The organism is Knoellia aerolata DSM 18566 (assembly GCF_000768695.1).
Classification (GTDB): Bacteria; Actinomycetota; Actinomycetes; order Actinomycetales; family Dermatophilaceae; genus Knoellia; species Knoellia aerolata.
The window spans coordinates 55,242-78,141 of the sequence record NZ_AVPL01000007.1; the positions used below are offsets into that span (position 1 = coordinate 55,242).

The 22,900-nt window shown below is 71.3% G+C and carries 21 protein-coding genes; 10 read left to right on the plus strand and 11 right to left on the minus strand.

Annotated features, from left to right (window positions below; genetic code table 11):
- Positions 1–31 precede the first annotated feature (31 nt).
- Both N801_RS04775 and N801_RS04780 read left to right on the plus strand, forming a co-directional pair.
- The gene (locus tag N801_RS04775) at positions 32–718 is read left to right on the plus strand and encodes a metallophosphoesterase family protein (protein ID WP_035933599.1); all 687 of its coding nucleotides are present in this window, start codon (positions 32–34) and stop codon (positions 716–718) included.
- Positions 708–1,556: a ParB N-terminal domain-containing protein gene (locus N801_RS04780; protein ID WP_035933601.1), complete on the plus strand. Its 849-nt coding sequence runs from the start codon at positions 708–710 to the stop codon at positions 1,554–1,556. Before N801_RS04775 ends, N801_RS04780 begins: the two co-directional genes overlap by 11 nt.
- 7 nt (positions 1,557–1,563) lie before the next feature.
- Here the strand turns inward: N801_RS04780 and N801_RS04785 are convergent, their stop codons facing one another.
- From N801_RS04785 to N801_RS04825, 9 genes are read right to left on the minus strand one after another with little or no spacing between them, the layout of a single operon-like run.
- Positions 1,564–2,781 carry an ABC transporter ATP-binding protein gene (locus N801_RS04785; RefSeq protein ID WP_052112609.1) on the minus strand — a complete coding sequence of 406 codons (1,218 nt, stop codon included), beginning with the start codon at positions 2,779–2,781 and terminating at the stop codon, positions 1,564–1,566.
- A gap of 33 nt (positions 2,782–2,814) precedes the next feature.
- Positions 2,815–3,648, minus strand: a complete 834-nt coding sequence (locus N801_RS04790) for a carbohydrate ABC transporter permease (RefSeq protein WP_156996484.1) — start codon at positions 3,646–3,648, stop codon at positions 2,815–2,817.
- A 1-nt stretch (position 3,649) separates the two neighbouring features.
- The gene (locus N801_RS04795) at positions 3,650–4,633 is read right to left on the minus strand and encodes a carbohydrate ABC transporter permease (RefSeq protein WP_281175663.1); all 984 of its coding nucleotides are present in this window, start codon (positions 4,631–4,633) and stop codon (positions 3,650–3,652) included.
- On the minus strand, positions 4,630–5,922 hold the full coding sequence (locus N801_RS04800) for an ABC transporter substrate-binding protein (RefSeq protein ID WP_035933606.1): 1,293 nt from the start codon (positions 5,920–5,922) through the stop codon (positions 4,630–4,632). The genes N801_RS04795 and N801_RS04800 overlap by 4 nt, the downstream gene beginning before the upstream one ends.
- A gap of 60 nt (positions 5,923–5,982) precedes the next feature.
- Positions 5,983–7,215 (minus strand): uroporphyrinogen-III C-methyltransferase, encoded by a 1,233-nt coding sequence (cobA, locus tag N801_RS04805; protein WP_052112610.1) that lies wholly within the window; start codon positions 7,213–7,215, stop codon positions 5,983–5,985.
- Positions 7,212–8,471, minus strand: coding sequence for a sulfate adenylyltransferase subunit 1 (locus tag N801_RS04810; protein WP_035933609.1), 1,260 nt, complete (start codon positions 8,469–8,471; stop codon positions 7,212–7,214). The genes cobA and N801_RS04810 overlap by 4 nt, the downstream gene beginning before the upstream one ends.
- Entirely contained in the window at positions 8,471–9,421 is a 951-nt protein-coding gene (gene cysD / locus N801_RS04815) for a sulfate adenylyltransferase subunit CysD (protein WP_084108208.1), read from the minus strand. The genes N801_RS04810 and cysD overlap by 1 nt, the downstream gene beginning before the upstream one ends.
- Positions 9,418–10,134, minus strand: a complete 717-nt coding sequence (locus N801_RS04820; protein ID WP_035933612.1) for a phosphoadenylyl-sulfate reductase — start codon at positions 10,132–10,134, stop codon at positions 9,418–9,420. The genes cysD and N801_RS04820 overlap by 4 nt, the downstream gene beginning before the upstream one ends.
- Positions 10,131–11,834 carry a nitrite/sulfite reductase gene (locus N801_RS04825; protein ID WP_035933614.1) on the minus strand — a complete coding sequence of 568 codons (1,704 nt, stop codon included), beginning with the start codon at positions 11,832–11,834 and terminating at the stop codon, positions 10,131–10,133. The genes N801_RS04820 and N801_RS04825 overlap by 4 nt, the downstream gene beginning before the upstream one ends.
- 140 nt (positions 11,835–11,974) lie before the next feature.
- Between N801_RS04825 and N801_RS04830 the strand changes: the two genes are divergently transcribed.
- From N801_RS04830 to N801_RS04845, 4 genes are all read left to right on the plus strand, one after another.
- Positions 11,975–12,400 (plus strand): hypothetical protein, encoded by a 426-nt coding sequence (locus N801_RS04830; RefSeq protein WP_245618221.1) that lies wholly within the window; start codon positions 11,975–11,977, stop codon positions 12,398–12,400.
- Between the two features lie 114 nt (positions 12,401–12,514).
- Complete coding sequence (dxs, locus tag N801_RS04835; RefSeq protein WP_035933619.1) at positions 12,515–14,386, plus strand: 1-deoxy-D-xylulose-5-phosphate synthase; 1,872 nt, start codon at positions 12,515–12,517, stop codon at positions 14,384–14,386.
- Positions 14,387–14,458: 72 nt separating this feature from the next.
- A complete protein-coding gene (locus N801_RS04840; protein WP_211254669.1) occupies positions 14,459–14,923 on the plus strand; it encodes a methyltransferase family protein in 465 nt (154 codons plus the stop codon).
- Between the two features lie 31 nt (positions 14,924–14,954).
- Complete coding sequence (locus N801_RS04845; protein WP_035933626.1) at positions 14,955–16,268, plus strand: PP2C family protein-serine/threonine phosphatase; 1,314 nt, start codon at positions 14,955–14,957, stop codon at positions 16,266–16,268.
- A gap of 57 nt (positions 16,269–16,325) precedes the next feature.
- Here N801_RS04845 and N801_RS04850 read toward each other — a convergent pair whose 3' ends face one another.
- Positions 16,326–16,580 (minus strand): hypothetical protein, encoded by a 255-nt coding sequence (locus N801_RS04850; RefSeq protein ID WP_035933630.1) that lies wholly within the window; start codon positions 16,578–16,580, stop codon positions 16,326–16,328.
- Between the two features lie 289 nt (positions 16,581–16,869).
- Here N801_RS04850 and N801_RS04855 point away from each other — a divergent pair, with 289 nt between their 5' ends.
- Genes N801_RS04855 through N801_RS04865 form a run of 3 tightly spaced genes read left to right on the plus strand, consistent with a single transcriptional unit; the run spans position 16,870 to position 21,202 of the window.
- A complete protein-coding gene (locus N801_RS04855) occupies positions 16,870–17,415 on the plus strand; it encodes an RNA polymerase sigma factor (RefSeq protein WP_052112612.1) in 546 nt (181 codons plus the stop codon).
- Positions 17,412–18,383, plus strand: a complete 972-nt coding sequence (locus N801_RS04860; protein ID WP_035933632.1) for a hypothetical protein — start codon at positions 17,412–17,414, stop codon at positions 18,381–18,383. Before N801_RS04855 ends, N801_RS04860 begins: the two co-directional genes overlap by 4 nt.
- A 41-nt stretch (positions 18,384–18,424) precedes the next feature.
- Positions 18,425–21,202, plus strand: a complete 2,778-nt coding sequence (locus N801_RS04865; RefSeq protein WP_084108214.1) for a GNAT family N-acetyltransferase — start codon at positions 18,425–18,427, stop codon at positions 21,200–21,202.
- A 17-nt stretch (positions 21,203–21,219) separates the two neighbouring features.
- On the opposite strand, the gene N801_RS04870 is transcribed toward N801_RS04865, so the two are convergent.
- On the minus strand, positions 21,220–22,077 hold the full coding sequence (locus N801_RS04870; protein WP_035933635.1) for an alpha/beta fold hydrolase: 858 nt from the start codon (positions 22,075–22,077) through the stop codon (positions 21,220–21,222).
- A gap of 146 nt (positions 22,078–22,223) precedes the next feature.
- Between N801_RS04870 and N801_RS04875 the strand changes: the two genes are divergently transcribed.
- Positions 22,224–22,835 carry a class I SAM-dependent methyltransferase gene (locus N801_RS04875; protein ID WP_035933637.1) on the plus strand — a complete coding sequence of 204 codons (612 nt, stop codon included), beginning with the start codon at positions 22,224–22,226 and terminating at the stop codon, positions 22,833–22,835.
- The last annotated feature ends 65 nt before the right edge of the window (positions 22,836–22,900 follow it).

Here is a 22,900-nt window from a genome sequence, read left to right on the forward strand (position 1 = left end):
CGCCTCCGGGTCACACCGGCATACTGGGGCGATGGTGCGTGTCCTCGCCATCGCCGACGAGGTGGACCACTCCCTCGTGGGGGAGCGGCTCACCCGGATGCGACCCGACCTCGTCGTCAGCGCCGGCGACCTGCCCTGGGACTACATCGAGTCGGTCGCCTCGGCCGTCGACGCACCGGTGGTCTTCGTCCCGGGCAACCACGACCCGCTCGTCGTGACGACCACGCTCTCGCGCGGTGGGCTGCACCTGGACTCCGGGATGCCCTGTGACGCACCCCGTCCCGTCGGGGCGGTCAACGTCGACGGGCTCGTCGTCGAGGTCGCAGGACTGCGGATCGCGGGCCTCGGTGGCTGCGTCCGCTACCGGCCGGGGCCCAACATGTACTCGCAGCGCGAGTACCACCTCAGGGCTCGTCGGCTCGCGTGGCGGGCGCACGGCGGGTGGGGCCTGCGAGGACGGGGGCGCCGTGACGTCGACATCCTCCTCACCCACGCCCCACCCCTGGGGCTGGGCGACGAGGACGACGGTCCGCATGTCGGGATCGAGGCGCTGCACGGGCTCCTCGAGCGGCTGCATCCCACGTGGCTGCTGCACGGCCACATCCACCCTCACGGACACGCGCGACCCGACCGGCGAGTGGGCGGCACCACGGTCCGCAACGTCGTGCCGGTGCGGCTGTTCGAGATCGAGCGAGGCGGCGCCGACGATGGTCTCTGACACCGGCTTCCCCCGGGCCGACGCCGAGGCGGACTTCCTCAAGGTCCGACGGCAGCAACGCATGTCCGGGCTGGCCCGCAAGGTGCGGGGCGACCAGGCGCGGGTGCTGTCACTGGACGAGGTCCTCAAGGCCCTCGGCAACCGGGGGGAGCAGTCGCTCGGGGTGCAGAGCATCCCCGTCTCCCAGATCGTCGGGTCGGTGGACAAGGTGCGCGAGTTCGACCCGAGCTTCCGGCCCACGTCCGGGCGGAACCGGGCACGGTGGGAGCGTCTGGCCGAGGCGGTCCGCCGAGGGGAGCCGATCCCGCCGATCGACGTCTACCAGGTCGGCGACATGTACTTCGTGCGCGACGGGCACCACCGCGTCTCGGTCGTGCGCGCCCTCGGTGACAGCCTCATCGAGGCCGACGTCACGCGGATCCGGACGACGTTGGCGCCCGAGGGCATCCGCGGCCGGAGTGACCTGCGCGGCAAGAACCTGCGGCGCATCTTCCTCGAGCGGGTCCCGCTGGCCCGGCTCGCCCGCGCCGAGGTGAAGTGTGAGGACCCCCTCAACTACCCGCTGCTGGCCGAGATGGTGGAGGCGTGGGCGGCGCGGCTGATGTTCCGTGAGGGCACCCTGCTCACGGCCGCGCACGCCGCGGCCCGGTGGTACTGCGAGGAGTTCACCATGGTCATGGAGCTCGCCCGCGACGGCGGTTTCGTCGAGGCGCACGAGGCGGAGGGGGACGCCTACGTGCGGCTCGCGGGCACGCGCTACCAGCTCTTCGGAGAGCATGTGTGGTCCGAAGAGGTCTTCGAGCAGATCGCCCGCGCCAAGGGCAGGTCGAAGGGCTGACGGTGGGTCAGGTCGGGGCGTTCTCCGACCCCGTCTTGGCGCGGGTGACGCCCTCGAGCAGGTTGTCCCCGGTCTTGGCGTCGAAGATCTGCAGCTGCGAGGTGTCGTACCAGAGCTCCGCCTCCTGTCCCTGACGGGTGCGGGCGGCCGGGTCGAGCCGTGCGGTGACGGAGGTCCCGTCGCCGCCGTGCATGTCGTTGCCGGCGTCGGCTGCGAGGTCGTCGAGGTCGGCGGAGTGGGCGCCCTCGCCGCGCACGGTGAAGTAGGCGTAGATGTCCGAGCCCATCGCCTCGACGATGTCGATGGGCACGTTGAACCGCGCGCCTCCCTTGGCCTCGGGCACGAGCCGGGCGTCCTCGAAGTGCTCGGGCCGGATGCCGACGATGACGTCCTGGGAGCTCGACGCGGCCTTGTCGAGCGCCTGCCGGAGCTCGTCGGGCAGGGTGGCGTCGCCCAGCGACGTGGTGATCCTGCCGCCACCCTCGAGCCGTCCCGGCAGGAAGTTCATGGACGGGCTGCCGATGAACCCGGCCACGAACAGGTTGGTCGGGTGCTCGTAGAGCTCGGTGGGGGAGCCGACCTGCTGCACGACCCCGCCGCGCATGACGACCACCCGGTCCCCGAGCGTCATGGCCTCGGTCTGGTCGTGGGTGACGTAGATCGTCGTCGTGCCGAGGTTCTTCTGGATCCTCGAGACCTGGGTGCGCATCTGCACGCGCAGCTTGGCGTCGAGGTTGGACAGCGGTTCGTCCATGAGGAACGCCTTGGGGGAGCGCACGATCGCGCGTCCCATCGCCACGCGCTGGCGCTGGCCACCGGAGAGGTTCGACGGGCGCCGGTCGAGGTGCTGGGTGAGCTCGAGCATCTCCGCTGCCTCACCGACCTTCTTGGCGATCGTCCCCTTGTCGACGCCAGCGAGCTTGAGCGGGAAGCCCATGTTCTCGCCGACCGTCATGTGCGGGTAGAGGGCGTAGGACTGGAACACCATGGCAATGTCGCGGTCCTTGGGCGCCTTGTCGTTGACGACGTCGCCGTCGATGAGGAGGCGACCTTGGGTGATGTCCTCCAGCCCCGCCACCATGTTGAGGGTCGTGGACTTCCCGCACCCCGAGGGTCCGACGAGGATGATGAACTCCCCGTCGGCGATCTCGAGGTTGAAGTTGTCGACGGCGAGCGCGCCGTCCGGGTACCGCTTGACGACGTTGTCGAGGACGATCTCAGCCATGGCTGCTCCTTCGGGGTGCGTGCGGGTCCCTGCTCAGCCCTTGACGGCGCCGGACGTCAGTCCGGCCACGATCCGTCGCTGGAAGAGCAGGACGAAGATGACGATGGGGATGGTGATGATGACGGCGGCGGCGGCGATCGGCCCGGTCGGCTTCTCGAACGTCGTGGCGCCGGTGAAGTACGCCATGGCGGCGGGGACCGTGCGCGAGGCCGACGTCGACGTCAGCGAGATCGCGAAGAGGAAGTCGTTCCAGCAGCTGATGAAGACGAGGATGGCGGTCGTGAAGACCCCCGGCATCGCCAGTGGGGTGATGACCTGACGGAAGGCCTGGTAGGGCGTGGCTCCGTCCATCTTGGCCGCCTTCTCGAGCTCCCACGGGATCTCCCGGAAGAACGCGGAGAGGGTGTAGATCGCCAGCGGCAGGGCGAACGTGATGTAGGGGATGATGAGGCCGAGCCAGGTGTCGAACAGCCCCAGCGCGGTCTCGATCTTGAAGAGCGGCGTGACCAGGGCGATCTGCGGGAACATGGCGATGAGCAGTGACAGCGCGACGATCGTCCTCTTGCCGGGGAAGTCGAGCCGGGCGATGGCGTAGGCGGCCATCGTGCCGAAGATGATCGCCACGAAGGTCGCGATGAGGCAGATGCCGATCGAGTTGATGAGCGCCCGTGTGAAGTCCGGGTTGTCGAAGATCTGCTGGTAGCTCGCCCACGACGGCGACACCGGGAGGAAGTTCCCGTCGTTGAGGCTCGCGGAGTCCTTGAGCGACAGCGAGATGATCCAGACGACGGGCACGAACGCGTAGATGAGCACCAGGGTGTTGACCGCCGTCCAGGTCAGCTTCCGCTGGGTCGTCTCCTGCTGCATGTCAGCGCCTCCCGCCGTCATCGGACCCCGGGGCGGCGGCCCCGAAGACCTTGATGAAGATGAACGCGATGATGGCGATGGACAGGAAGATCAGCACCGCCATCGTCGACCCGATGCCGAGGTTGAGCCCCCGGATGAGGTTGTTGTAGCCCACCATCGACACCGACGCCGTCTCGTTCGCGCCGCCGGTGAGAACGAAGATGTTGTCGAAGATCCGGAACGCATCCAGGGTGCGGAACAGGAGCGCGACGAGGATCGACGGCTTGATGAGGGGCACCGTGATGGCCCAGAACCGCTGCCAGGCCGAGCCGCCGTCCATCGCCGCCGCCTTGTGCAGGTCCTCGGGCACGAGCGCCAGTCCCGCCATGAGGAGCAGGGCCATGAACGGCACGGTCTTCCACACCTCGGCGAGGATGATGATCGCGATCGAGGACCACTTGCCGGTGAGTGGGGCGTTGCTGCCGGCCAGCCAACCGAGGTCCTGGGTCCAGGCGAAGCGCCACGAGAAGGCCGCCACGACGGTGACGATCGCGTAGGGCACGAGCGCCGAGGTGCGCACGAGACCGCGGCCGACGATGGTGCGGTGCATGACGATCGCGAGGAGCATCCCGAAGATGAGCTCGAGGAAGGCGCTGACGACCGTGATGAACATCGTGATCCCGAACGCCTGCCACCAGATCGAGCTGGACAGGACGGTGACGTAGTTCTCGAGTCCGATGAACTCGTTGGCGTCGGGGGTGCGCAGGTCGGCGCGGTTGAGTGACAGCCACAGGGCGTAGAAGATCGGGTATGCCGTCACGGCCAGCATGATGATCACCGCGGGGGCGACCAGCTTGATCCCGAGGTTGCGCTCGGCGCGCTTTCCCTCGCTGAAGCGTTTCTTCGCGATCTCGGTGCCGTCGTCGCCGCCGGTGTTCGAGCCGTCGAGACCGCCCTCGATGACCCTGGCTCCGGCGGCCTCGGCTGCATTCGTGCTGCTGCTCACGGCAGGATCCCCTTTCCTTCGAGCGTCTGCGCGATGAGGTCACGCAGCTCGGACGTGGAGGCCTCCGGGTCGATGGAGCCCGGAGGAGAGAGGTTCGTCGAGACCAGGGTGGAGATGTTCTGGTAGAGCGGCGTCCTCGGACGTGGCACCGCGTTCTTCAGCTCCTCGAGCATGACGTCACCCATGGGGTACTGCTCCCGGAACTCGGCGTTGCTCGTGTAGATGCGCTCGAGCACCGGTGCGTCGCCGGCGTCGATCGCGGCCTTGACCTGGTGCTCCTCGTTGCGCAGGCACATCGCCGCCTCGTAGGTCTCCTCCGGGTGCTTGCTGTACGTGCTCACCGCGTAGTTCATGCCACCGAGGGTCACCTTGGGGGGCTGGCCGGCCTCGACGCTCGGGAACGTCGTGTAGCCCAGGTCGGCGGCGACCTCGGGGTTGGCGGTGCGCATCGCGGACAGGACGTAGGGCCAGTTGAGCGAGAAGGCCGACCGGCCCGCCTGCAGGTCGGCGAAGACCTCCGGCTCCTGCGCGTTGGACAGGGACCCGCTGACGAGACCGGACGTCGCGAGCTTCTTCATCAACGCGAGTCCCTGGACCGCCTTGTCGTCGAGGGTCACCTTGGTGCTGTCCTCGTTGACGAAGGTGGCTCCGTAGGCGTTGAGCACGTTGTTGATGTTGACGACGTAGCCCTCGTACTGGGCCGCGGTGAACCCGATCTGGTGGGTCTTGCCGGCGTCCTTGAGGGCCTGCGCCTGCTCGAGGAGCTCGTCCCACGTCTCGGGCGGCTCCGGCACGAGGCTCTTGCGGTACCAGAGGATCTGGACGTTGGTCGTCCGGGGGATGGCGTAGAGCTTGTCCTTCCACGTGGCCGTGTCGACAGGCGGCTGGAGCACCCCCTCCACGGCGGCGTCCTTCTTCTCGCCGGTCAGCTCGCGGATCCACCCGGCCTCGGCGAACTCGGCGGTCCAGGTGACGTCCATGCCGAGGAGGTCCATGCCGTCGTCCTTGGCGGCGAGGCGCCGGACGAACTGCTCCCGCTGCCCGTCGGCGTCGCTCGGGAGCAGGTTCCCGACGATGGTGTACCGACCGCCGGCCTCGGCGTTGCAGGCCTTGATGAGCTCGTCGAACTTCACCGCCGAGGCACCACCGTAGAGGTTGACGACCGTGCCGTCCGGACTGCTGGAGCAGGCCGCGGTGAGACCGGCGGTGAGGGCGATCGCGCCGGCGCCGGCGACCAGCCGTCTCGTTCGCCGCGTCCGGCGCGAGACCGGGATCTGGTGACTGGACATCTTGGCTCCTCCCGACCACGTCACTGTGACCTGGGTCTCACCCAATACCCAACTCCCGGACTAGCGCAACCGCTCGTCCGGATCAGCGGCCCCGACCGGGGTGGCCAGGGACACCACGTCACCGACGACGATGACCGCCGGGGACGCGACGCCGCGCGTCCTTGCGCGGTCGGCGATGTCGCCGAGGTCGCCGATCGTCACCCGCTGGGTCGGGAGGAAGCCCCGCTCGACGACGGCGACCGGGCAGTGGGTCGGCCGCCCCTGCGCGATGAGCTCCCGGGCGATGTCGGCGAGCATCGAGACGCCCATGAGCAGCACGAGCGTGTGGTCCGATCCGGTGGGGAGAGAGGGGATCTGCTCGTGTCCGGTGACCATCGTGAAGGACTTGGCGAGGCCACGGTGCGTGACCGGTATGCCGGCCGCAGCCGGGACCGCGATCGCGCTCGTGACGCCGGGGACCACCTCGACCGCGATGCCGTGAGCCTCGCAGGCGAGGCGCTCCTCGCTGCCGCGGCCGAGGACGTAGGGGTCGCCACCCTTGAGGCGCACGACGCCGTGGCCGCGCTCGGCCTCCTCGACGAGGATCGCGTTGATCCGGTCCTGGGGCACGGGGTGGTGGTGCGGGGTCTTGCCGACGTCGATGACCCGCACCGACCGGGGGAGTCTGGAGACGACGCCGCGCGGGGCGAGGCGGTCGACGACGACGACGTCGGCCGAGGCCAGGAGCTCGTGGCCGCGCGCGGTGAGGAGCCCGTCGCTGCCGGGCCCGCCCCCGACGAGGGCGACCCACCCGGTCTCGCGGGGGCGACGGCGGCGCAGGTCGATCCCACCGCTGCGCAGGGCGAGGTCGATGCCGTCCCGGACGGTGGTCGCGAGGCGCGGGTCCCCGCCGGCGTGCACGGCGACGGTGACGACGCCGTCGGGAGTGGTGACGTCCGTGCGCGCCAGGACGCTGGCCCTCGTCGCGGAGGCGTCGGTCGCGTCGACGCACCACACGCGCAGCGCGGCGGCGTCCGTGCGCACGGCCTCGTCCACGTGGGGATCGCCGGCGGCCGTGTGCACCAGCCAGGCGTCCTCGAGGTCGACGGGGCCCGCGTAGTCGCGCTGCACCCACTGCACCCGGTCCGCACGGCCCGACAGGGCGTCCGCGACCTCCTCGCACACCCACGGGGCGACGATGCGCACGAGGGCGCCCTCGTCGAGGAAGGCGTGGAGACGACGTCCGCTCACCGGCCCACCGCCCACCAGCACGACGAGACGGTCGGTGAGGTCGAGCGCCACGGGCAGGCTCATGGGGTGCCGGCCATCCCGGCGGCCACGGTGTTGCCGTCGGCGGGGTCGATGACGAGAAACGCGCCACCGGCGCGGCTGCGGGCGTAGTCCTCGATCGGCAACGGCGAGGCCGTGCGCAGGACGACCTTCCCGATGTCGTTGAGCGAGAGCCGGTCCGACGGCTCGGTCCGGAGCGTGTCGAGGTCGAGCCGGCCGTCGATGGCCCGGACGATCGCGGGCACGGTGCGGGACCGGTGCTTGACGAGGACGCGGGCGCCGGGACGCAGGTACGTGTCGCCGAGCCAGCAGAGGACACCCGTGAGGTCCTGGGTGAGGGACGGCACGTCGTCGGCGGCGACGAGGGTGTCACCACGGGAGAGATCGACCTCGTCCGCGAGCCGCAGCGTCACCGACCGCCCCGCGGCCGCCTCGGCCAGCTCGGCCTCGCCGAGGTCGATGCCGACCACCGTCGTGCGCTGTCCGGAGGGGAGCGCGACGACCGGGGTCCCGGTCGCGACGACCCCGGAGGTGACCTGGCCGGCATACCCGCGGTAGTCGACGTGGCGTGGGTCGCGAGCGGCGCCCTGCGGCCGGATCGCGAGCTGGACCGTGAAGCGGAACGGCTCCTCGTCCGCCTCGGCGCTGGGGGAGAGGGTCTCGAGGAGCCCGAGGAGGCTGGGGCCGGCATACCAGGGCGTGTTCGCGGACGGCTCGACGATGTTGTCGCCGAGCAGGGCCGAGACGGGCACGGCGTGCGCGTCGGCGATGCCGAGCTGCCCGGCCACCTCGCGCACGTCGCGGCTCACCTGCGCGAAGACGGCCTCCGCGTCGTCGACGAGGTCGATCTTGTTCACGGCGACGACGACGTGCGGGACCCGCAGCAGGGCGGTCACGGCGAGGTGTCGCCGCGTCTGCTCGGCCACGCCCTTGCGCGCGTCGACGAGGAGGACGACGACGTCGGCGGTGCTCGACCCGGTGACGGTGTTGCGGGTGTACTGCACGTGCCCAGGGCAGTCGGCGAGGATGAACGACCGCTCGGCCGTGGCGAAGTAGCGGTAGGCGACGTCGATGGTGATGCCCTGCTCACGCTCGGCGCGCAGACCGTCGGTGAGGAGGGCGAGGTCGGCGGCGGTGAGGCCGCGGTCGCGCGAGACGCGCTCGACGGCGGCCAGCTGGTCGGCGAGCACGCTCTTCGTGTCGTGGAGGAGGCGGCCGACGAGGGTGGACTTCCCGTCGTCGACGGAGCCGGCGGTGGCCAGGCGGAGCAGGGTCGGCATCAGAAGTAGCCCTCCTTCTTGCGGTCCTCCATGGCGGCCTCGGACATCCGGTCGTCGGCCCGGGTGGCCCCGCGTTCGGTGAGCGTCGAGGCGGCCACCTCGACGACGACGTCGGCGACGGTGCGGGCCTCGCTGAGGACGGCGCCGGTGCACGACATGTCACCGACGGTGCGGTAGCGCACCGTGCGGGTCCGGACGTCCTCGCCGTCGCGCGGCCGGGAGTGTGGGCCGACGGCGAGCCACATGCCGTCGCGCTCGAACACGTCGCGCTCGTGGGAGTAGTAGAGGCCGGGCAGGTCGATGGCCTCGCGCTCGATGTAGCGCCAGACGTCGAGCTCGGTCCAGTTCGAGATCGGGAAGACCCGGACGTGCTGGCCGGGGGCGTGCCGCGGGTTGTAGAGGTTCCACAGCTCGGGCCGCTGGGTGCGCGGGTCCCACTGGCCGAACTCGTCGCGCAGGCTCACGACGCGCTCCTTGGCGCGGGCCTTCTCCTCGTCGCGCCGGCCGCCGCCGAAGACCGCGTCGAAGCGGTGGCTCGTGATCGCGTCGAGCAGGGGGAGGGTCTGGAGCGGGTTGCGGGTGCCGTCGGGCCGGTCCCGGAGGCGTCCGTCGTCGATCCAGTCCTGGACGCTGGCCACCTCGAGGCGCAGGCCGAGCCGCTCGACGGTCGCGTCGCGGTAGTCGAGGACCTCGGGGAAGTTGTGGCCCGTGTCCACGTGCAGGACGGGGAAGGGGATCGGCGCCGGCCAGAACGCCTTGGCGGCGAGGTGCAGCATGACGACGGAGTCCTTGCCCCCGCTGAAGAGCAGCACCGGGCGCTCGAGCTCGCCGACGACCTCGCGGATGATGAGGATCGCCTCGCTCTCGAGGGCGTCCAGCTGGTTCAGGACGTGCTCGTCGTGCGTCACGGTGTCGTCCACCGCCGGGCGGGCGGTCACGGGGGCGCTCATGTGTGGATCCCGCACTCGGTCTTGGACAGCCCGGCCCAGCGGCCGGACCGGGGGTCCTCGCCCGGGGCGACCCGCTTCGTGCAGGGCTCGCACCCGATCGACGGGTACCCGTCGGAGAGAAGGAGGTTCACCGGGACCGCGTGGGTGATGGCGTATGCCGTGACGTCGTCGAGCGACCACGTCACCAGGGGGTTGACCTTGACGAGGCCGTGCTTCTCGTCGAAGGTCACGAGCGGGGTGTGGGTCCGGGTCGGCGCCTCGTCGCGGCGCACCCCGGTGACCCAGGCCTCGTAGCCGTCGAGCGTCCGGGCCAGCGGCTCCATCTTGCGCATCGCGCAGCAGGACACCGGGTCGCGGTCGTGGAGGCGGGGGCCGAACCTCGCGTCCTGCTCGGCCACGGTCAGCTCGGGCATGACGTCGACGACGGTGACGTCCAGCTCGTCGGCCACCCGGGCGCGGGTGCCGATGGTGTCCGAGAAGTGGTAGCCGGTCTCGAGGAACAGGACGTCGACGCCGGGCGCGTGCTGCGAGACGAGGTGGGGGAGGACGCCCTCGGCCATGCTGCAGGCGACGGCCAGGGTGCCGGGGAAGGTCTCGGCCGCCCAGCGCGCGACGCCGACGGCATCGGTGTCATCGAGGAGGGAGCCCTCGACGGCCAGGGCCCGCAGCTCACCTTCGCTGCGCCGGGTGCTCCGGGTGGTGGCGGTGCTCATGTCAGCTCCTCATCGGTGGCGCGGTGGGCCCACGTGGCGAACGACTCACCGGCGGTGCGCTGCTCGACGAACCGGCGGACGACCCGCTCCACGTAGTCGGCGAGGTCGGCCGACCGCACCTTGAGGCCGCGGACCGTCCGTCCGAGACCGGCCTCGTCGCGCTCGGGGGAGGCGAGTCCCCCGCCCAGGTGGACCTGGAACCCGGGCACGTGCTCGCCGACGTCCGTCGTCGTGATGAGCCCCTTGAGGCCGATGTCGGCGGTCTGGATCCGGGCGCACGAGTTGGGGCACCCGTTGACGTGCAACGAGATCGGCGTGTCGAGCTCGATGCCGGCCAGGCGCCTCTCGAGCTCGGCGATGACGACCGTCGCGGTGTCCTTGGTGTCGACGAGCGCGAGCTTGCAGTACTCGATGCCGGTGCACGCCATCGTCGAGCGGCGGAACGGACTCGGCCTGGCCGTGAGCCCGAGGCCCTCCAGGCCGGTGACGAGGTCCTCGACGCCCGCCTCGGGGACGCCGAGGACGACGAGCTTCTGGTGGGCGGTGAGCCGCACCCCGTCGCCACCGACGCGGTCGACGAGGTCCGCGAGGCTGGTGAGGATGGTTCCGCTGACGCGTCCCACCGTCGGTGCGGCCCCGACGTAGAAGCGGCCGTCCTTCTGGGCGTGGACGCCCACGTGGTCGCCGGGACCCTTCGCCGGTGCGGGCGCCGGCCCGTCGGGCAGGGCGCGACCGAGGTACTCGGTCTCGAGGATCTCGCGGAACTTCTCCGGGCCCCACTCGGCGAGGAGGAACTTCAGGCGGGCCTTGGTGCGCATCCGGCGGTAGCCGTAGTCGCGGAAGATCGAGACGACGCCGTGCCAGACATCGGGGGCGTCGGCCTCGGACACGAAGACGCCGAGGCGCTCGGCGAGCCGTGGCGCGGTCGAGAGGGCACCGCCGACCCAGAGGTCGAAGCCGGGGCCGAGCTCGGGGTGGACGACGCCGACGAGCGAGACGTCGTTGATCTCGTGCACGACGTCCAGGCTCGGGTGCCCCGTGATGGCGGTCTTGAACTTGCGGGGGAGGTTGGAGAGCTCCTGGTCGCCGAGCCATCGTGACGTGATCTCGCGGATGACCGGCGTGGGGTCGATGATCTCGTCGGCGGCGACTCCCGCGACGGGCGAGCCGAGGAAGCCGCGGGGGGTGTCGCCGCAGGCCTCGGTCGTCTGGAGCCCGACGGCCTCGAGCCGACGCCAGATCTCGGGGACGTCCTCGATGGCGATCCAGTGGTACTGGATGTTCTGGCGATCGCTGATGTCGGCGCTCTCGCGGGCGAACTCGGTGGAGATGACTCCCAGGACGCGCAGCTGGTCGGGGGAGAGGAGCTGTCCGTCGGTGCGGACGCGGAGCATGAAGAAGCGGTCCTCGAGCTCGTGCGGTTCGAGCGAGGCGGTGCGCCCGCCGTCGATCCCGGGCTTGCGCTGCGTGTAGAGGCCCCACCAGCGGAACCGGCCGTGGAGGTCGTCGCCGGAGATGGCGTCGAAGCCGTCGCGCGCGTAGATGGTCTCGATCCGCTCGCGGACGTTGAGGCCGTTGTCCTCGGCCTTGAACGCCTCGTTGGGGTTGAGCGGCTCGCGACCGTCGACGGCCCACTGGCCGTTGGACCGGCCGGTGCGAGGCGGCCGCAGGGCGCGGCTGCCGGAGGCGACGCTCGTCATGGGTCCTCGATCCTCAATAGGGTTGAAACGTTGATGGGAAGCATAAGAGCGAGTTATGGCTTAGGTCTCGGGCGGTCCACGATGTGGCCCACGACCCCGGGGCCTGCCCGGCGGGGGTGGGCCGGGCTAGACTCGAACGCATGTTCGACAACCCGCCGCCCCCGTTGCGGCGGGCCGCCAGCCCCGGCGCACCGGGCGGGGCCCGCAGCGGTCCGCCGGGGTGGCCCGCTCGGGTGCCGCCGCCGGGCGCGCCGGGCTGGCAGATTCCGGCGGTGGGCTGGCTGCTCGACCACTGCCCGTCGGAGTACCGCATGTATGCCGTGTGGCGCCGCCACCCGCTCGCCCTCGCGTGGGTGACCACGCACCACCTCGACGGTCAGCTGGGAGCGATGCGGACGGCATACCGGGGTCTGCGGGTCGACCTCGCGGACCACGTCGAGCCGGAGGGGGTCGCCGCGGCGCTGGCCGCCCTCGAGGCCGAGGGCGCCCGGCTGCTCGCGGCCCGTCGGGCGGCCGGGCTGTTGCTGGAGGCCATGCAGGGGCACGCGTTCGTGCCGAGGTTGTGAGAGTTTCCTCACGGGCCGGTGAGGGTTCGCCCGGAGAGCCCTGCCCGAGCGGGCACGCCCCCGGCCAGCACCTAGACTTGTGCGGATGGACCACGGCAGCGAGAGGGAGAGCGTGTGAGCGTGTTGGAGCGCATCCAGGGACCTGGTGACCTCACGGACCTCACCCGACCCGAGCTGGCGACCCTGGCCCAGGAGATCCGGACGTTCCTCGTCGACGAGGTCTCCCGCACCGGCGGTCACCTCGGACCCAACCTCGGGGTGGTCGAGCTGACCATCGCGATCCACCGGGTGTTCGACAGCCCGTCCGACGCCGTCGTCTTCGACACCGGCCACCAGTCCTACGTGCACAAGCTGCTCACCGGGCGCCACGACTTCTCCGGGCTGCGCAAGCAGGGCGGGCTCTCGGGCTACCCGAGCCGGGCGGAGTCCGAGCACGACGTCGTCGAGAGCTCGCACGCCTCGAGCTCGCTCTCGTGGGCGCACGGCATCGCGGCCGGGCGCGTCGTCACGGGTCAGCGCGACCGGCACACGGTCGCGGTCATCGGGGACGGCGCGCTCACCGGCGGCATGGCCTGGGAGGCGCTCAACAACATCGCCGCCGAGTCGGACCTGCCGCTCGTCATCGTCGTCAACGACAACGAGCGCTCCTACGCGCCGACCCGCGGCGGGCTCGCCGACCACCTCGCGACGCTGCGGACGACCCGCGGCTACGAACGGTTCCTCGACTGGGGCAAGTCGGCGCTGCACCGCACCCCCGTCGTCGGGGGAGCGATGTACGAGACCCTCCACGGGATGAAGAAGGGGATCAAGGACATCGTCGCCCCGCAGGGGCTCTTCGAGGACCTCGGGCTCAAGTACGTCGGCCCGGTCGACGGTCACGACATCGCGGCGCTGGAGCAGGCGCTGCGGCGGGCGCGCGCCTTCGGGGGGCCGGTGCTCGTGCACGCGATCACCCAGAAGGGCAAGGGCTACGACCACGCCATCAACGACGAGAGCGACCAGTTCCACGCGGTCGGCGTCATCAACCCCGAGACCGGTCTGCCCCTGGAGATCTCCGGGCGGAGCTGGACCGAGGAGTTCAGCGACGCCCTCGTGGAGCTGGGGGAGGAGCGCGAGGACATCGTCGCCATCACCGCGGCGATGATGATCCCGGTCGGGCTGGACGCGTTCTCGAAGCGCTTTCCGAAGCGGACGTTCGACGTCGGGATCGCCGAGCAGCACGCGACGACGATGGCCGCCGGGCTGGCGTATGCCGGCCTGCACCCGGTCGTCGCGATCTACGCCACCTTCCTCAACCGCGCCTTCGACCAGCTCCTCATGGACTGCGCCCTGCACCGCGCCGGCGTGACGTTCGTCCTCGACCGCTCCGGCATCACCGGACCCGACGGCGCCTCGCACCACGGCATGTGGGACATGTCGCTGGTCGGGATCGTCCCGGGACTCCACCTCGCGGCGCCTCGGGACGGGCAGCAGATCCCCGCTGCGCTCCGTACGGCGGTCGACATCGCGGACGCGCCGTCGGTGATCCGCTTCCCCAAGGGGTCGGTGGCCGACCCGATCGGGGCGGTGCGCAGTGTCGCCGGGGTCGACGTCCTCATGGAGCCGGACGAGGGTGCGGTCGACCTCCTCCTCGTCGGGGTCGGCTCCATGGCCGCGACGGCGCTCACGGTCGCCGACAAGCTCGGCGCCGAGGGCCTGCGGGTGCGGGTCGTCGACCCGGTCTGGGCGCTGCCGGTCAACCCGGTGCTCGACGAGCTCGCCGGCGACGCCGGCCGGGTCGCGGTGGTCGAGGACAACTCCCTCGCCGGCGGTATCGGCTCACACGTGTCGACAGCCCTGCGCGACAGGGGGATCGACGTCCCCATCGACCTCTTCGGGCTGCCGCGCGAGTTCCTCGACCACGGCTCCCGGGGTCAGGTCCTCGACCGTGTGGGTCTCACCCCCGAAGCGATCGCCGCCCGGCTGCTCGCCTCCAGCCGCCGCTGACCGAGGCCGCCTCTCGGCTGCGGGGTCGCAGGCACTCGACAGGACCCAGCCCGTGGGAGCAGGGTGGGCACCGTGCCACGCATCCCACCTCCCGCAGTGGCCGTCGGGGCTGCCCTGGTCCAGCGGGCGCTCTCGGACGGAGCGCGCCCTCCCACGAGGAGTCGCAGCGCTGCAGCGGCCGCCATCTCGCTGGTCGCCCTCTCGATGGCCGGTGCGGCAGCGAACCGATTCCGCCGCGCTGGCACGACCACCGAGCCGTTCCAGCCCGGGCGCGCGACGGTGCTCGTGACCGGCGGCGCCAACACCGTCAGTCGCAACCCCATGTACGTGGGGATGGCGGGACTGCTGCTGGCGCACGCGGTCGGGCGGGGCTCGTGGGCCGCGCTCCTCCCGCTGGTCGGCTTCGTCGGCTTCATCGACCGCGTCCAGATCCGGGCGGAGGAGACGGCGCTCCTCGAGAAGTTCGGGCCGGCATACGAGGACTACCGGGCCACGACGCCTCGCTGGGTCGACCGGAGGTCTCTCCGCATTGCCTGACCGACACGCGGCCTCCCCCTATGCTCCGCCCATGGCCCCTGAACAGTCGTCCACCAGTCTGGGACGTGTGCTGGACGCTGCGGAGGCCGCCTCGCCGGTCGATGCCGTGGAGGCGGTGACCAAGGAGCTGGGCAGGGCGGTGGGCGCCACCGAGGTGTCGTTCCTCATCGTCGACCAGTCCGGGCGCGCCCTGGTTCGCCTCTCGCACATCCCCCTCCAGCACGCCGACGACGCCGCGGACGCCACGCCGCGCCTGACCGGCGAGCGGCGCGACGCCGGCGAGCGGGCCATGGTGGTGCCGCTGGACGGGGGCCCTGCCGAGCAGGCGGTGCGCACCCAGACCGTGCAGGTGTCGGCATCGGAGACCGAGCCCGGGTCGGGGTCGCCACAGTGGACGGTCCTCGCCCCCATGACCGAGCGCGGGGAGGTCATCGGCCTGCTCGAGCTCTGTGTACCGCAGGCACCGGACACTGACGCCCTGGCGGAGATCGCCAGACTCGCGCACCTGCTGGCGTTCGTGGCGATCGCGAACCGGAGACACACGGACGTGTACGAGTGGGGCCAGCGCAGCCGTCCGTCGAGCCTGTCCGCGGAGATCCAGCAGCGGCTCCTCCCCGGTCCGCGAACCTGCGAGGCAGGGGCCTTCACCCTCGCGGCATGGTTGGAGCCGGCGGCAAAGATCGCCGGGGACACCTTCGACTACAGCCTGGCCCGGGACGTCCTGCACCTGTCGATGACGGACGCGATGGGACACGGAGTCGGTGCTGCCCTGACGGCCACGCTGTGCGTGGGGGGTCTGCGCGGCGCACGACGGCAGGGCGCGTCACTGCTCGAGCAGGCGTCGGCCACCAACGCCGCGCTGGCGGGTCACTCGGCCGACAACGCGCTCGACGACTTCGTGACCGGCCTCATCGGACGGTTGGACCTGCGCAGCGGTGAGCTCGAGCTCGTCAATGCCGGACACGTGGCTCCGTTCCTGCTGCGCGCAGGGGTGGTCACCACTCTCGCGCTTCCCGCCGACCCCCCGTTCGGACTCTTCGGCGACACCCGCTTCCGCAGCACCACGACGGCACTGGAGCCCGGGGACCGCGTCGTCCTCGTCACCGACGGGATGCTCGAGCGGAACGCCGCGGGCATCGACCTGTCCGTGGCCATCGCGGAGACCGCGGACCTGCACCCCCGCGAGGCGGTCCGTCGACTCGCGGACAGCGTCCTGGATGCCACCGGGCACGCCCTCGAGGACGACGCCACCGTCATGCTGGTGAGCTGGCACGGCGGGCATCACCGCAGGCGGAGCACCTTCGCCGGCGCCGACTCGCACCGCGCCAGCGACCCGCTGGGCTGACGGCCGTCGGTCCCGACGCCGTCATCCCTTGGTCCACCGGGTGGTTCCTGGGGGGTGTCAGTACTCGGGCACCCAGGTGGGGGCCGGAACGCCGTTGCCGGTCAGGTCGTCGCACCGGACGTACTGGGTCCCGGCACGCTGCAGGAGGCAGTGCTGCACGGAGGTCCCGATGTCGGTCACGGTCCTCGGCCCGGGTTCCGGCCGAGCGAAGGCCGCTGGGGTCGCGGAAAGGAGGAGGAGTGCACTCGTCGCGGTGGCCACCACAGCGGTGCGCTGGATGAGTGCGGATCTGGTCGTCACGGAGATGGACATGGCGGAGTCCTTCGGGGTCGGGTGGTGGGTGAAGGGTGGTGCGTGGGATGCGGTCGGGCCGCGGATCAGGGGAGGGCGCGAAAGCCGGTCACACGGGAAGTCGCCGCTCCCGCCCGGGGGTTGACACGGGATGACCAGAACCTCCGTGAGGGGCACGATGGTTCTCGCGATGCGTGGTCCTCGGGAGACCGTTCGGCCGACGCGGATAACTCGAACTCGCGAACGCCTCGTGTCAACCCTGGGAGTGCTCCGGCGACCTCTGCTCAGAGGCCGATTCTTGGAGGCGGATGTGAACGACGGCGATCACTCGGCGACGGCACTGCACCCCGGCACCACGCTCGACCGGGACGTGGTCCTCGAGCAGCTCTTCCGGGACCACTACGCGAGCCTGGTGCGGCTCGCCTACTGCCTCATCGGTGACCGGGCCGCCTCCGAGGACGCGGCGCAGGAGGCCTTCGTGTCCCTGCACCGCCACTGGGAGGGGTTGAGGAGCTCCGGGGCGGTGGTGGCGTACCTGCGCCGGGCGACGATCAACCAGTGCCGCACCACTCAGCGCCGGCTCATCAGGGGAAGGGGTGCCCTGGCGCGGCTGCCTTCCCGCGCGGACACCGCGAGCTCGGAGGACTCCGCCGTCGAACACGACGAGCTGCGCCGGCTCGCTGCGGCGATCCGCGCACTGCCGGCACGGCAGCGCGAGGTGCTCGTGTGTCGCTACTTCCTCGAGCTGAGCGAGGTCGCGACCTCCGAGGCCCTGGAGATCGGTGTGAGCAGCGTCAAGCAGCACGCCCACCGGGCCCGAACCGCCCTGCACGCCATGATGGGAGAGAGCAGATGACCATCGACGACCGGGCCATCGAGAGGGCGTTGACGGCGCTCGCCGATGACGGGTACGCCACCTCGACGAACGTCGACCCGGCCTACCGGGAGTTCGTGGCACGCACCTCCCGGGCCGAACGGCTCAGGCACGTCACCCGCTGGGCCGTCGCAGCCGTCGTCGTCGGGATCCTGGCACTCGGAGGCATCCTCGCGTTCCAGCAGGGTGGTGACCGCGATGGTCGCGACCGGCTCCAGCCCGCGACGCCGAGGCCCAGCACGACCCAGCTGATCTCCCCGACCGAGCTCGTCGGGACCTGGCTCGTGGAGGCCGACTCGCTCTTCGGCGGGTTCCCGTGGTTGTGGACCTTCAACGCCGACGGGTCGGGATCGGGAAGCCCGAACGCGAACACCACGGAGAACACGTGGGTCTACACGCTGAGCGGAAACAGCATCGGCGCACGGGATCGTCCTGGAGGCTGCGCCTACTCCTGGGTGGTCTCCCGGTACGACGCAGGCTCCTTGACTCTCGAGGTCCTGAACCACTGCGGCAACCTCGGTGACGACATCACGCTGACGCGACTGTCCCCGGCCTCGCCCGCGGGTTCGGCGATCGCGATGCCGTCCATGACCGACGCCACACCACTGCGGGACGTGGCGGATGCCGGCGGGGTCTGGCTCATGCGGGGGACCGGGATGCTCCTGGCCATCGAGGCACGCAACCCGGCGTTCGCCACCTACCGGTTGGACGACCAGGGATCGTTGGCCAGCGACCCGGTCGACCGAGGCACGGTCGCCCTCGATGCGACCGGAGACCTGACCCTGGTCAGCACGAACCCCCCACCTCACGGATGCGCCGCCTCCCGCCCCGGCGCCCGCCTGACCGGCGTGGTGGTGACCCCGCTCGGACTTCAGGCCCGGCAGGGTGTGGAGTCCGTCTGCATTGACGCCGACCTCACGACCTCCTGGATCCGGGTCGCGGCGCGCTGAGGCCCCGGCGGGCGCACGCATCCAGCGCTATCGTTTCGGCTGTGACGCTCACGCTGCGGCAGATCACCGCGGCCAACCTCGAATCCGTGCTCGCGCTGCGCACGACGCCCGAGCAGGAACGCTTCGTGAGCTCCGTGGCGGACTCGATGGAGGAGGCTGCGGACTGCCCGGAGGGCAACCCTTGGTACCGAGCCGTCTACGCCGACGAACTGCCGGTGGGGTTCGTCATGGTGAGCTGGGACGTGGAACCCCGGCCTCCCGACATCAACGGGCCGTGGTTCCTGTGGAAGCTCCTCATCGACCACCGGCACCAGCACCAGGGCCATGGCCGGGAGGTGGTTCGCCAGGTCGTGGACCTCGTGCGTGCCCACGGGGGCACCGAGCTCCTCACCAGCCATGGGCAGGGCGAGGGTGGGCCCGCCGGTTTCTACGCCCGGCTCGGCTTCACCCCGAGGGGTGACACGGACCCCGACGGCGAGATCATCCTGCGACTGGACCTCACGACTGACCACCCACCGGTAGGAGCCGTCATGACCGACACGCACCCGACGGGGCAGGGGCTGGACGTTCCACGCGTCCTCGCGGAGCTGACGCTGGAGGAGAGGGTGTCGCTCCTCGACGGCGAGGACTTCTGGCGCACCACCGCGATCGAGCGGCTGGGCGTCCCGTCCCTGCTCGTGTCCGACGGTCCGCACGGGCTGCGGACCCAGCAGGAGGGCGGCGACCATCTCGGTCTGACCGGCAGCGAACCCGCGACGTGCTTCCCCCCGGCGTCGGCGATCGCCTCGAGCTGGGACACCGACCTCATGCGTCGGGTCGGCGAGGCGCTCGGTCGCGAGAGCCGCGCCCTCGGCGTCTCGGTGCTCCTCGGCCCGGGCATCAACATGAAGCGGTCGCCGCTGTGCGGCCGCAACTTCGAGTACCTCAGCGAGGACCCGCACCTCGCCGGGGAGCTCGCGACCGCCCTCGTCATGGGCGTCCAGTCGCAAGGGGTGGGCACGTCCCTCAAGCACTTCGCCGCGAACAACCAGGAGACCGACCGCATGACGGTCTCGGCCGACGTCGACGAGCGCACCCTGCGCGAGATCTACCTCCCGGCCTTCGAGCGCGTCGTCACCGGAGCACGGCCCTGGACGGTGATGTGCTCCTACAACCGGATCAACGGCGTGTACGCCTCCGAGGACCCGTGGCTGCTGACGACCGTGCTGCGCGAGGAGTGGGGGTTCGACGACCTCGTCGTGTCCGACTGGGGCGCCGTCAACCGCCGCGACGCTGCCGTCGCCGCCGGGCTCGACCTCGAGATGCCGTCGAGCAGCGGCGGCGGAACCCGGACGGTCCTCGATGCCGTCCGCTCGGGCACGCTCGCCGAGGCGGAGGTCGACCGGGCCGCAGAACGCGTCCTCACGCTGGCGGACCGTGCCCTGCGGGGACTCACCGTCCAGGTCGACCCGGTCGATGTCGACGCGCACCATGCGCTCGCGAGGGACGCCGCGACGGCCAGCGCGGTGCTGCTCAAGAACGACGGCGGACTTCTGCCGCTCGACCCGGAGGGCGCCGGCTCCGTCGCCGTCATCGGCGAGATGGCCCGAACCCCGCGGTACCAGGGCGCCGGCTCCTCACAGGTCAACCCCACCCGTCTCGACTCCGCGCTGGACGCGCTCACCACCTCGCTCGGTGGTCGACGCGACGTGGTCTTCGCTGCCGGGTACGTCGTCGACGCCGACTCCGGTGACGAGGCCCTCGTGGGCGAGGCAGTCGCCGCGGCATCGGCCGCTGACGTCGCGCTCGTCTTCCTGGGGCTACCACCGTCGTGGGAGTCGGAGGGGTACGACCGCTCGACCATGGACCTGCCCACCGCGCAGGTCGAGCTGCTCGGGGCGGTCGCGGCCGTCAACCCCCGGGTCGTCGTCGTCCTCTCCAACGGCGGAGCCGTGACCGTCGCACCGTGGCAGCACCACGCCCGAGCGGTCCTCGAGGGGTGGCTCCTCGGTCAGGCGGGCGGCAGCGCCACCGCGGACCTCCTCCTGGGCGTCACGGACCCCTCGGGGCGCCTCGCCGAGACCCTCCCGGTCCGGTACGAGGACAACCCGACGATCGGCGCCTTTCCCGGCGAGCACGGCCACGTGCGTTACGGCGAGGGCCTGCTCATCGGGTACCGCTGGTACGACGCCCACCGGCTCCCCGTCTCCTACCCCTTCGGGCACGGGCTGTCGTACACGACGTTCGCGTACACCGGTCTCACCGTCGACGTCGTGGACCCTGCCGGGCCTCGCACCGAGGTCCGGCTCACGGTGACCAACACCGGCACCCGCGCGGGCACCGAGACGGTGCAGGTCTACGTCGCCGACCGGCACGCCAGCGTGTACCGGCCGGATCAGGAGCTGCGCAGCTTCACCCGCGTCTCCCTCGACGCCGGGGAGTCCGCCGAGGTGGGCCTCGTCCTCGACCGCCGCGCCTTCGCGTTCTGGCACACGGCGCTCGGGCGATGGGTCGTCGAGGGCGGCACGTTCGACGTCCGCGTCGGCGCGTCGTCCCGGGACGTCCGCCTGTCGGCCACCGTCGACCTCGAGGGTGACGACCTCGCACCGCCGCTCACCCCCGATTCGACCGCCGACCAGTGGTTCGCGCACCCCGAGGGAGGGCCGTGGCTGCACCAGGCCATGGGGGACAGCGAGTTCGCCCGGCTGATGGCCGACCCCCGCAACGGTGAGATGTTGCGCGCGGTGCCGTTGGTCCGCCTCACCCGCATGCCCGGCTTCCCCGTCACCGAGGAGGAGGTCGGTGTCGCCGTCCGTCGACTGCAGCAGCAGCCCTCCTGAGGGTCGCTCGACGCCGGTCACACGAGTTCGGTCACGGCGGTGGCCACGAGGTCGGGTCTCTGGTCGACGAGCAGGTGGCCGGCGTCCTCCACGACGTCGAGTCGCGCCCCGATCCTGACCGCTGCCTCGGCGAGGCGGGCCGGCCGGAAGAACACGTCCAGCGCTCCAGCCAGGATTCGGACGGGTCGCCCGCGCCAGCGGTCCAGCACGTCCGACGGGAGGGGGCCGGGTGCACCCGTGGTCCGGGTGCACCTCGCGACCACGGTCATCCAGTCGACCATCGGCTCGAGGCCCGGGTCACCCGAGGCACCTGCCATGAGGTCGACCAGCCGCCTGGACCGGGCGGGGGAGGGCCGCAGCAGCCAGGCAGTGCTCCGTCGAAGCACCAAGGGGGTGAGCCTCACCCGGGCAAGGCCGGCCGGGCTGACGAGCACCAGCGCATCGACATCCGGTGGGTCCACGGACAGGGCGGCTGCGGCCCCCCGGGAATGACCCATGAGGACGAGCCGCGCACGAGGGTGACGGTGCCTGACGTGCCGGACGACCTCGCCCGTCCACCGGCCATAGCCGGCGACCTCGTCGGGTGGCCGGCCCGCGGCGCTCAGGCCGGGCTGTCCGGGCAGGTCGGCGCACACCACCCGGAAGCGACCACTGAGCTCCGTGAGGACGGTCGTGCTCACCGCCGCGTTGACGTTGGTGCCGGGCAGGTACAGACACACGACATCCCCGGGAGCTCCGGCCCACGTCAGGTGCGTGCGGCCCAGGCTGGTCTCGACGTGGTCGGTGTCGTGTGGGACGTCCCACACGCCCAGGCGTCGTCGACACCACTCGCGGACCTGCCTGGCGTGGGCCGGGGACCGGTACAGGTCGCTCACGCCTCATCGTCCGTCCGTGCGGTCAGGTCGACGCAGGGCTGGGCGGGGTCGTCCGACGGTGTGCCGCTCATGTCCTCCTCGTACCCAGCAGGACACGCGCACCACGCCCTCGGCTGTGCTGTCATGGGTCGAGGGAGGCGACGGCCATGACGAAGTACGACCACCTGTACCGCCTCGGGATCACGCCGTGGGAGGGCTACGCGGCCGCGGCGGCGGACAGCATCGCGACACTCCTGGACCGGGAGGAGAGCGAGCGCGACCGTCCTCCCGGTCGGGCCCTCGACCTGGGCTGTGGCCGCGGTCAGTACACCTCGCTGCTCGCGGGACGTGGCTGGGCGGTCGTCGGTGTCGACAACGTCCCGGCCGCGATCGAGGAAGCCCGGCGCAGGGACACGAGCGGCGCCACCCACGTCGTGGCGGACGTGACGGACCTGCGCGTGGCCGACCTCGGCACGTTCGACTTCTTCCTCGACGTCGGCTGCTTCCAAGGTCTCGACGCACGCCAGCGTGACGCGCAGGCCCGGGGTGTCACGGCCCTGTCGAATCCCGGAGCCACCCTGCTGCTCCTTGCCTTCGGGCGCACGGCACTGCGTGCGCTCGTGGAAGGGGTCTCCCGGGACGAGGTCGAGAGGGCGTTCCGGGAGTGGGAGCTGCTCACCGTCGAGCCCGCGACCACCGAGGGCCTGGGCTGGCCGATGAACCGGACGCGTCCTCGGTGGTACCGGCTCCGCCGTCGCGGAGGCGGCGCCACCGCGTGACCTGCGGGTCCCGCCCGCACACCGATCCGGGCGGGATGTGGTGCCGGAGCCCATGCTCGGTCGGG

Bases quoted from the DNA above. Each gene is read 5' to 3' on its own strand.
- N801_RS04775 (WP_035933599.1), top strand. From the start codon at position 32: ATGGTGCGTGTCCTCGCCATCGCCGACGAGGTGGACCACTCCCTCGTG.
- N801_RS04780 (WP_035933601.1), top strand. From the start codon at position 708: ATGGTCTCTGACACCGGCTTCCCCCGGGCCGACGCCGAGGCGGACTTC.
- N801_RS04785 (WP_052112609.1), bottom strand. From the start codon at position 2,781: ATGGCTGAGATCGTCCTCGACAACGTCGTCAAGCGGTACCCGGACGGC.
- N801_RS04790 (WP_156996484.1), bottom strand. From the start codon at position 3,648: ATGCAGCAGGAGACGACCCAGCGGAAGCTGACCTGGACGGCGGTCAAC.
- N801_RS04800 (WP_035933606.1), bottom strand. From the start codon at position 5,922: ATGTCCAGTCACCAGATCCCGGTCTCGCGCCGGACGCGGCGAACGAGA.
- cobA (WP_052112610.1), bottom strand. From the start codon at position 7,215: ATGAGCCTGCCCGTGGCGCTCGACCTCACCGACCGTCTCGTCGTGCTG.
- N801_RS04810 (WP_035933609.1), bottom strand. From the start codon at position 8,471: ATGCCGACCCTGCTCCGCCTGGCCACCGCCGGCTCCGTCGACGACGGG.
- cysD (WP_084108208.1), bottom strand. From the start codon at position 9,421: ATGAGCGCCCCCGTGACCGCCCGCCCGGCGGTGGACGACACCGTGACG.
- N801_RS04820 (WP_035933612.1), bottom strand. From the start codon at position 10,134: ATGAGCACCGCCACCACCCGGAGCACCCGGCGCAGCGAAGGTGAGCTG.
- N801_RS04825 (WP_035933614.1), bottom strand. From the start codon at position 11,834: ATGACGAGCGTCGCCTCCGGCAGCCGCGCCCTGCGGCCGCCTCGCACC.
- N801_RS04830 (WP_245618221.1), top strand. From the start codon at position 11,975: ATGTTCGACAACCCGCCGCCCCCGTTGCGGCGGGCCGCCAGCCCCGGC.
- N801_RS04845 (WP_035933626.1), top strand. From the start codon at position 14,955: ATGGCCCCTGAACAGTCGTCCACCAGTCTGGGACGTGTGCTGGACGCT.
- N801_RS04850 (WP_035933630.1), bottom strand. From the start codon at position 16,580: ATGTCCATCTCCGTGACGACCAGATCCGCACTCATCCAGCGCACCGCT.
- N801_RS04860 (WP_035933632.1), top strand. From the start codon at position 17,412: ATGACCATCGACGACCGGGCCATCGAGAGGGCGTTGACGGCGCTCGCC.
- N801_RS04875 (WP_035933637.1), top strand. From the start codon at position 22,224: ATGACGAAGTACGACCACCTGTACCGCCTCGGGATCACGCCGTGGGAG.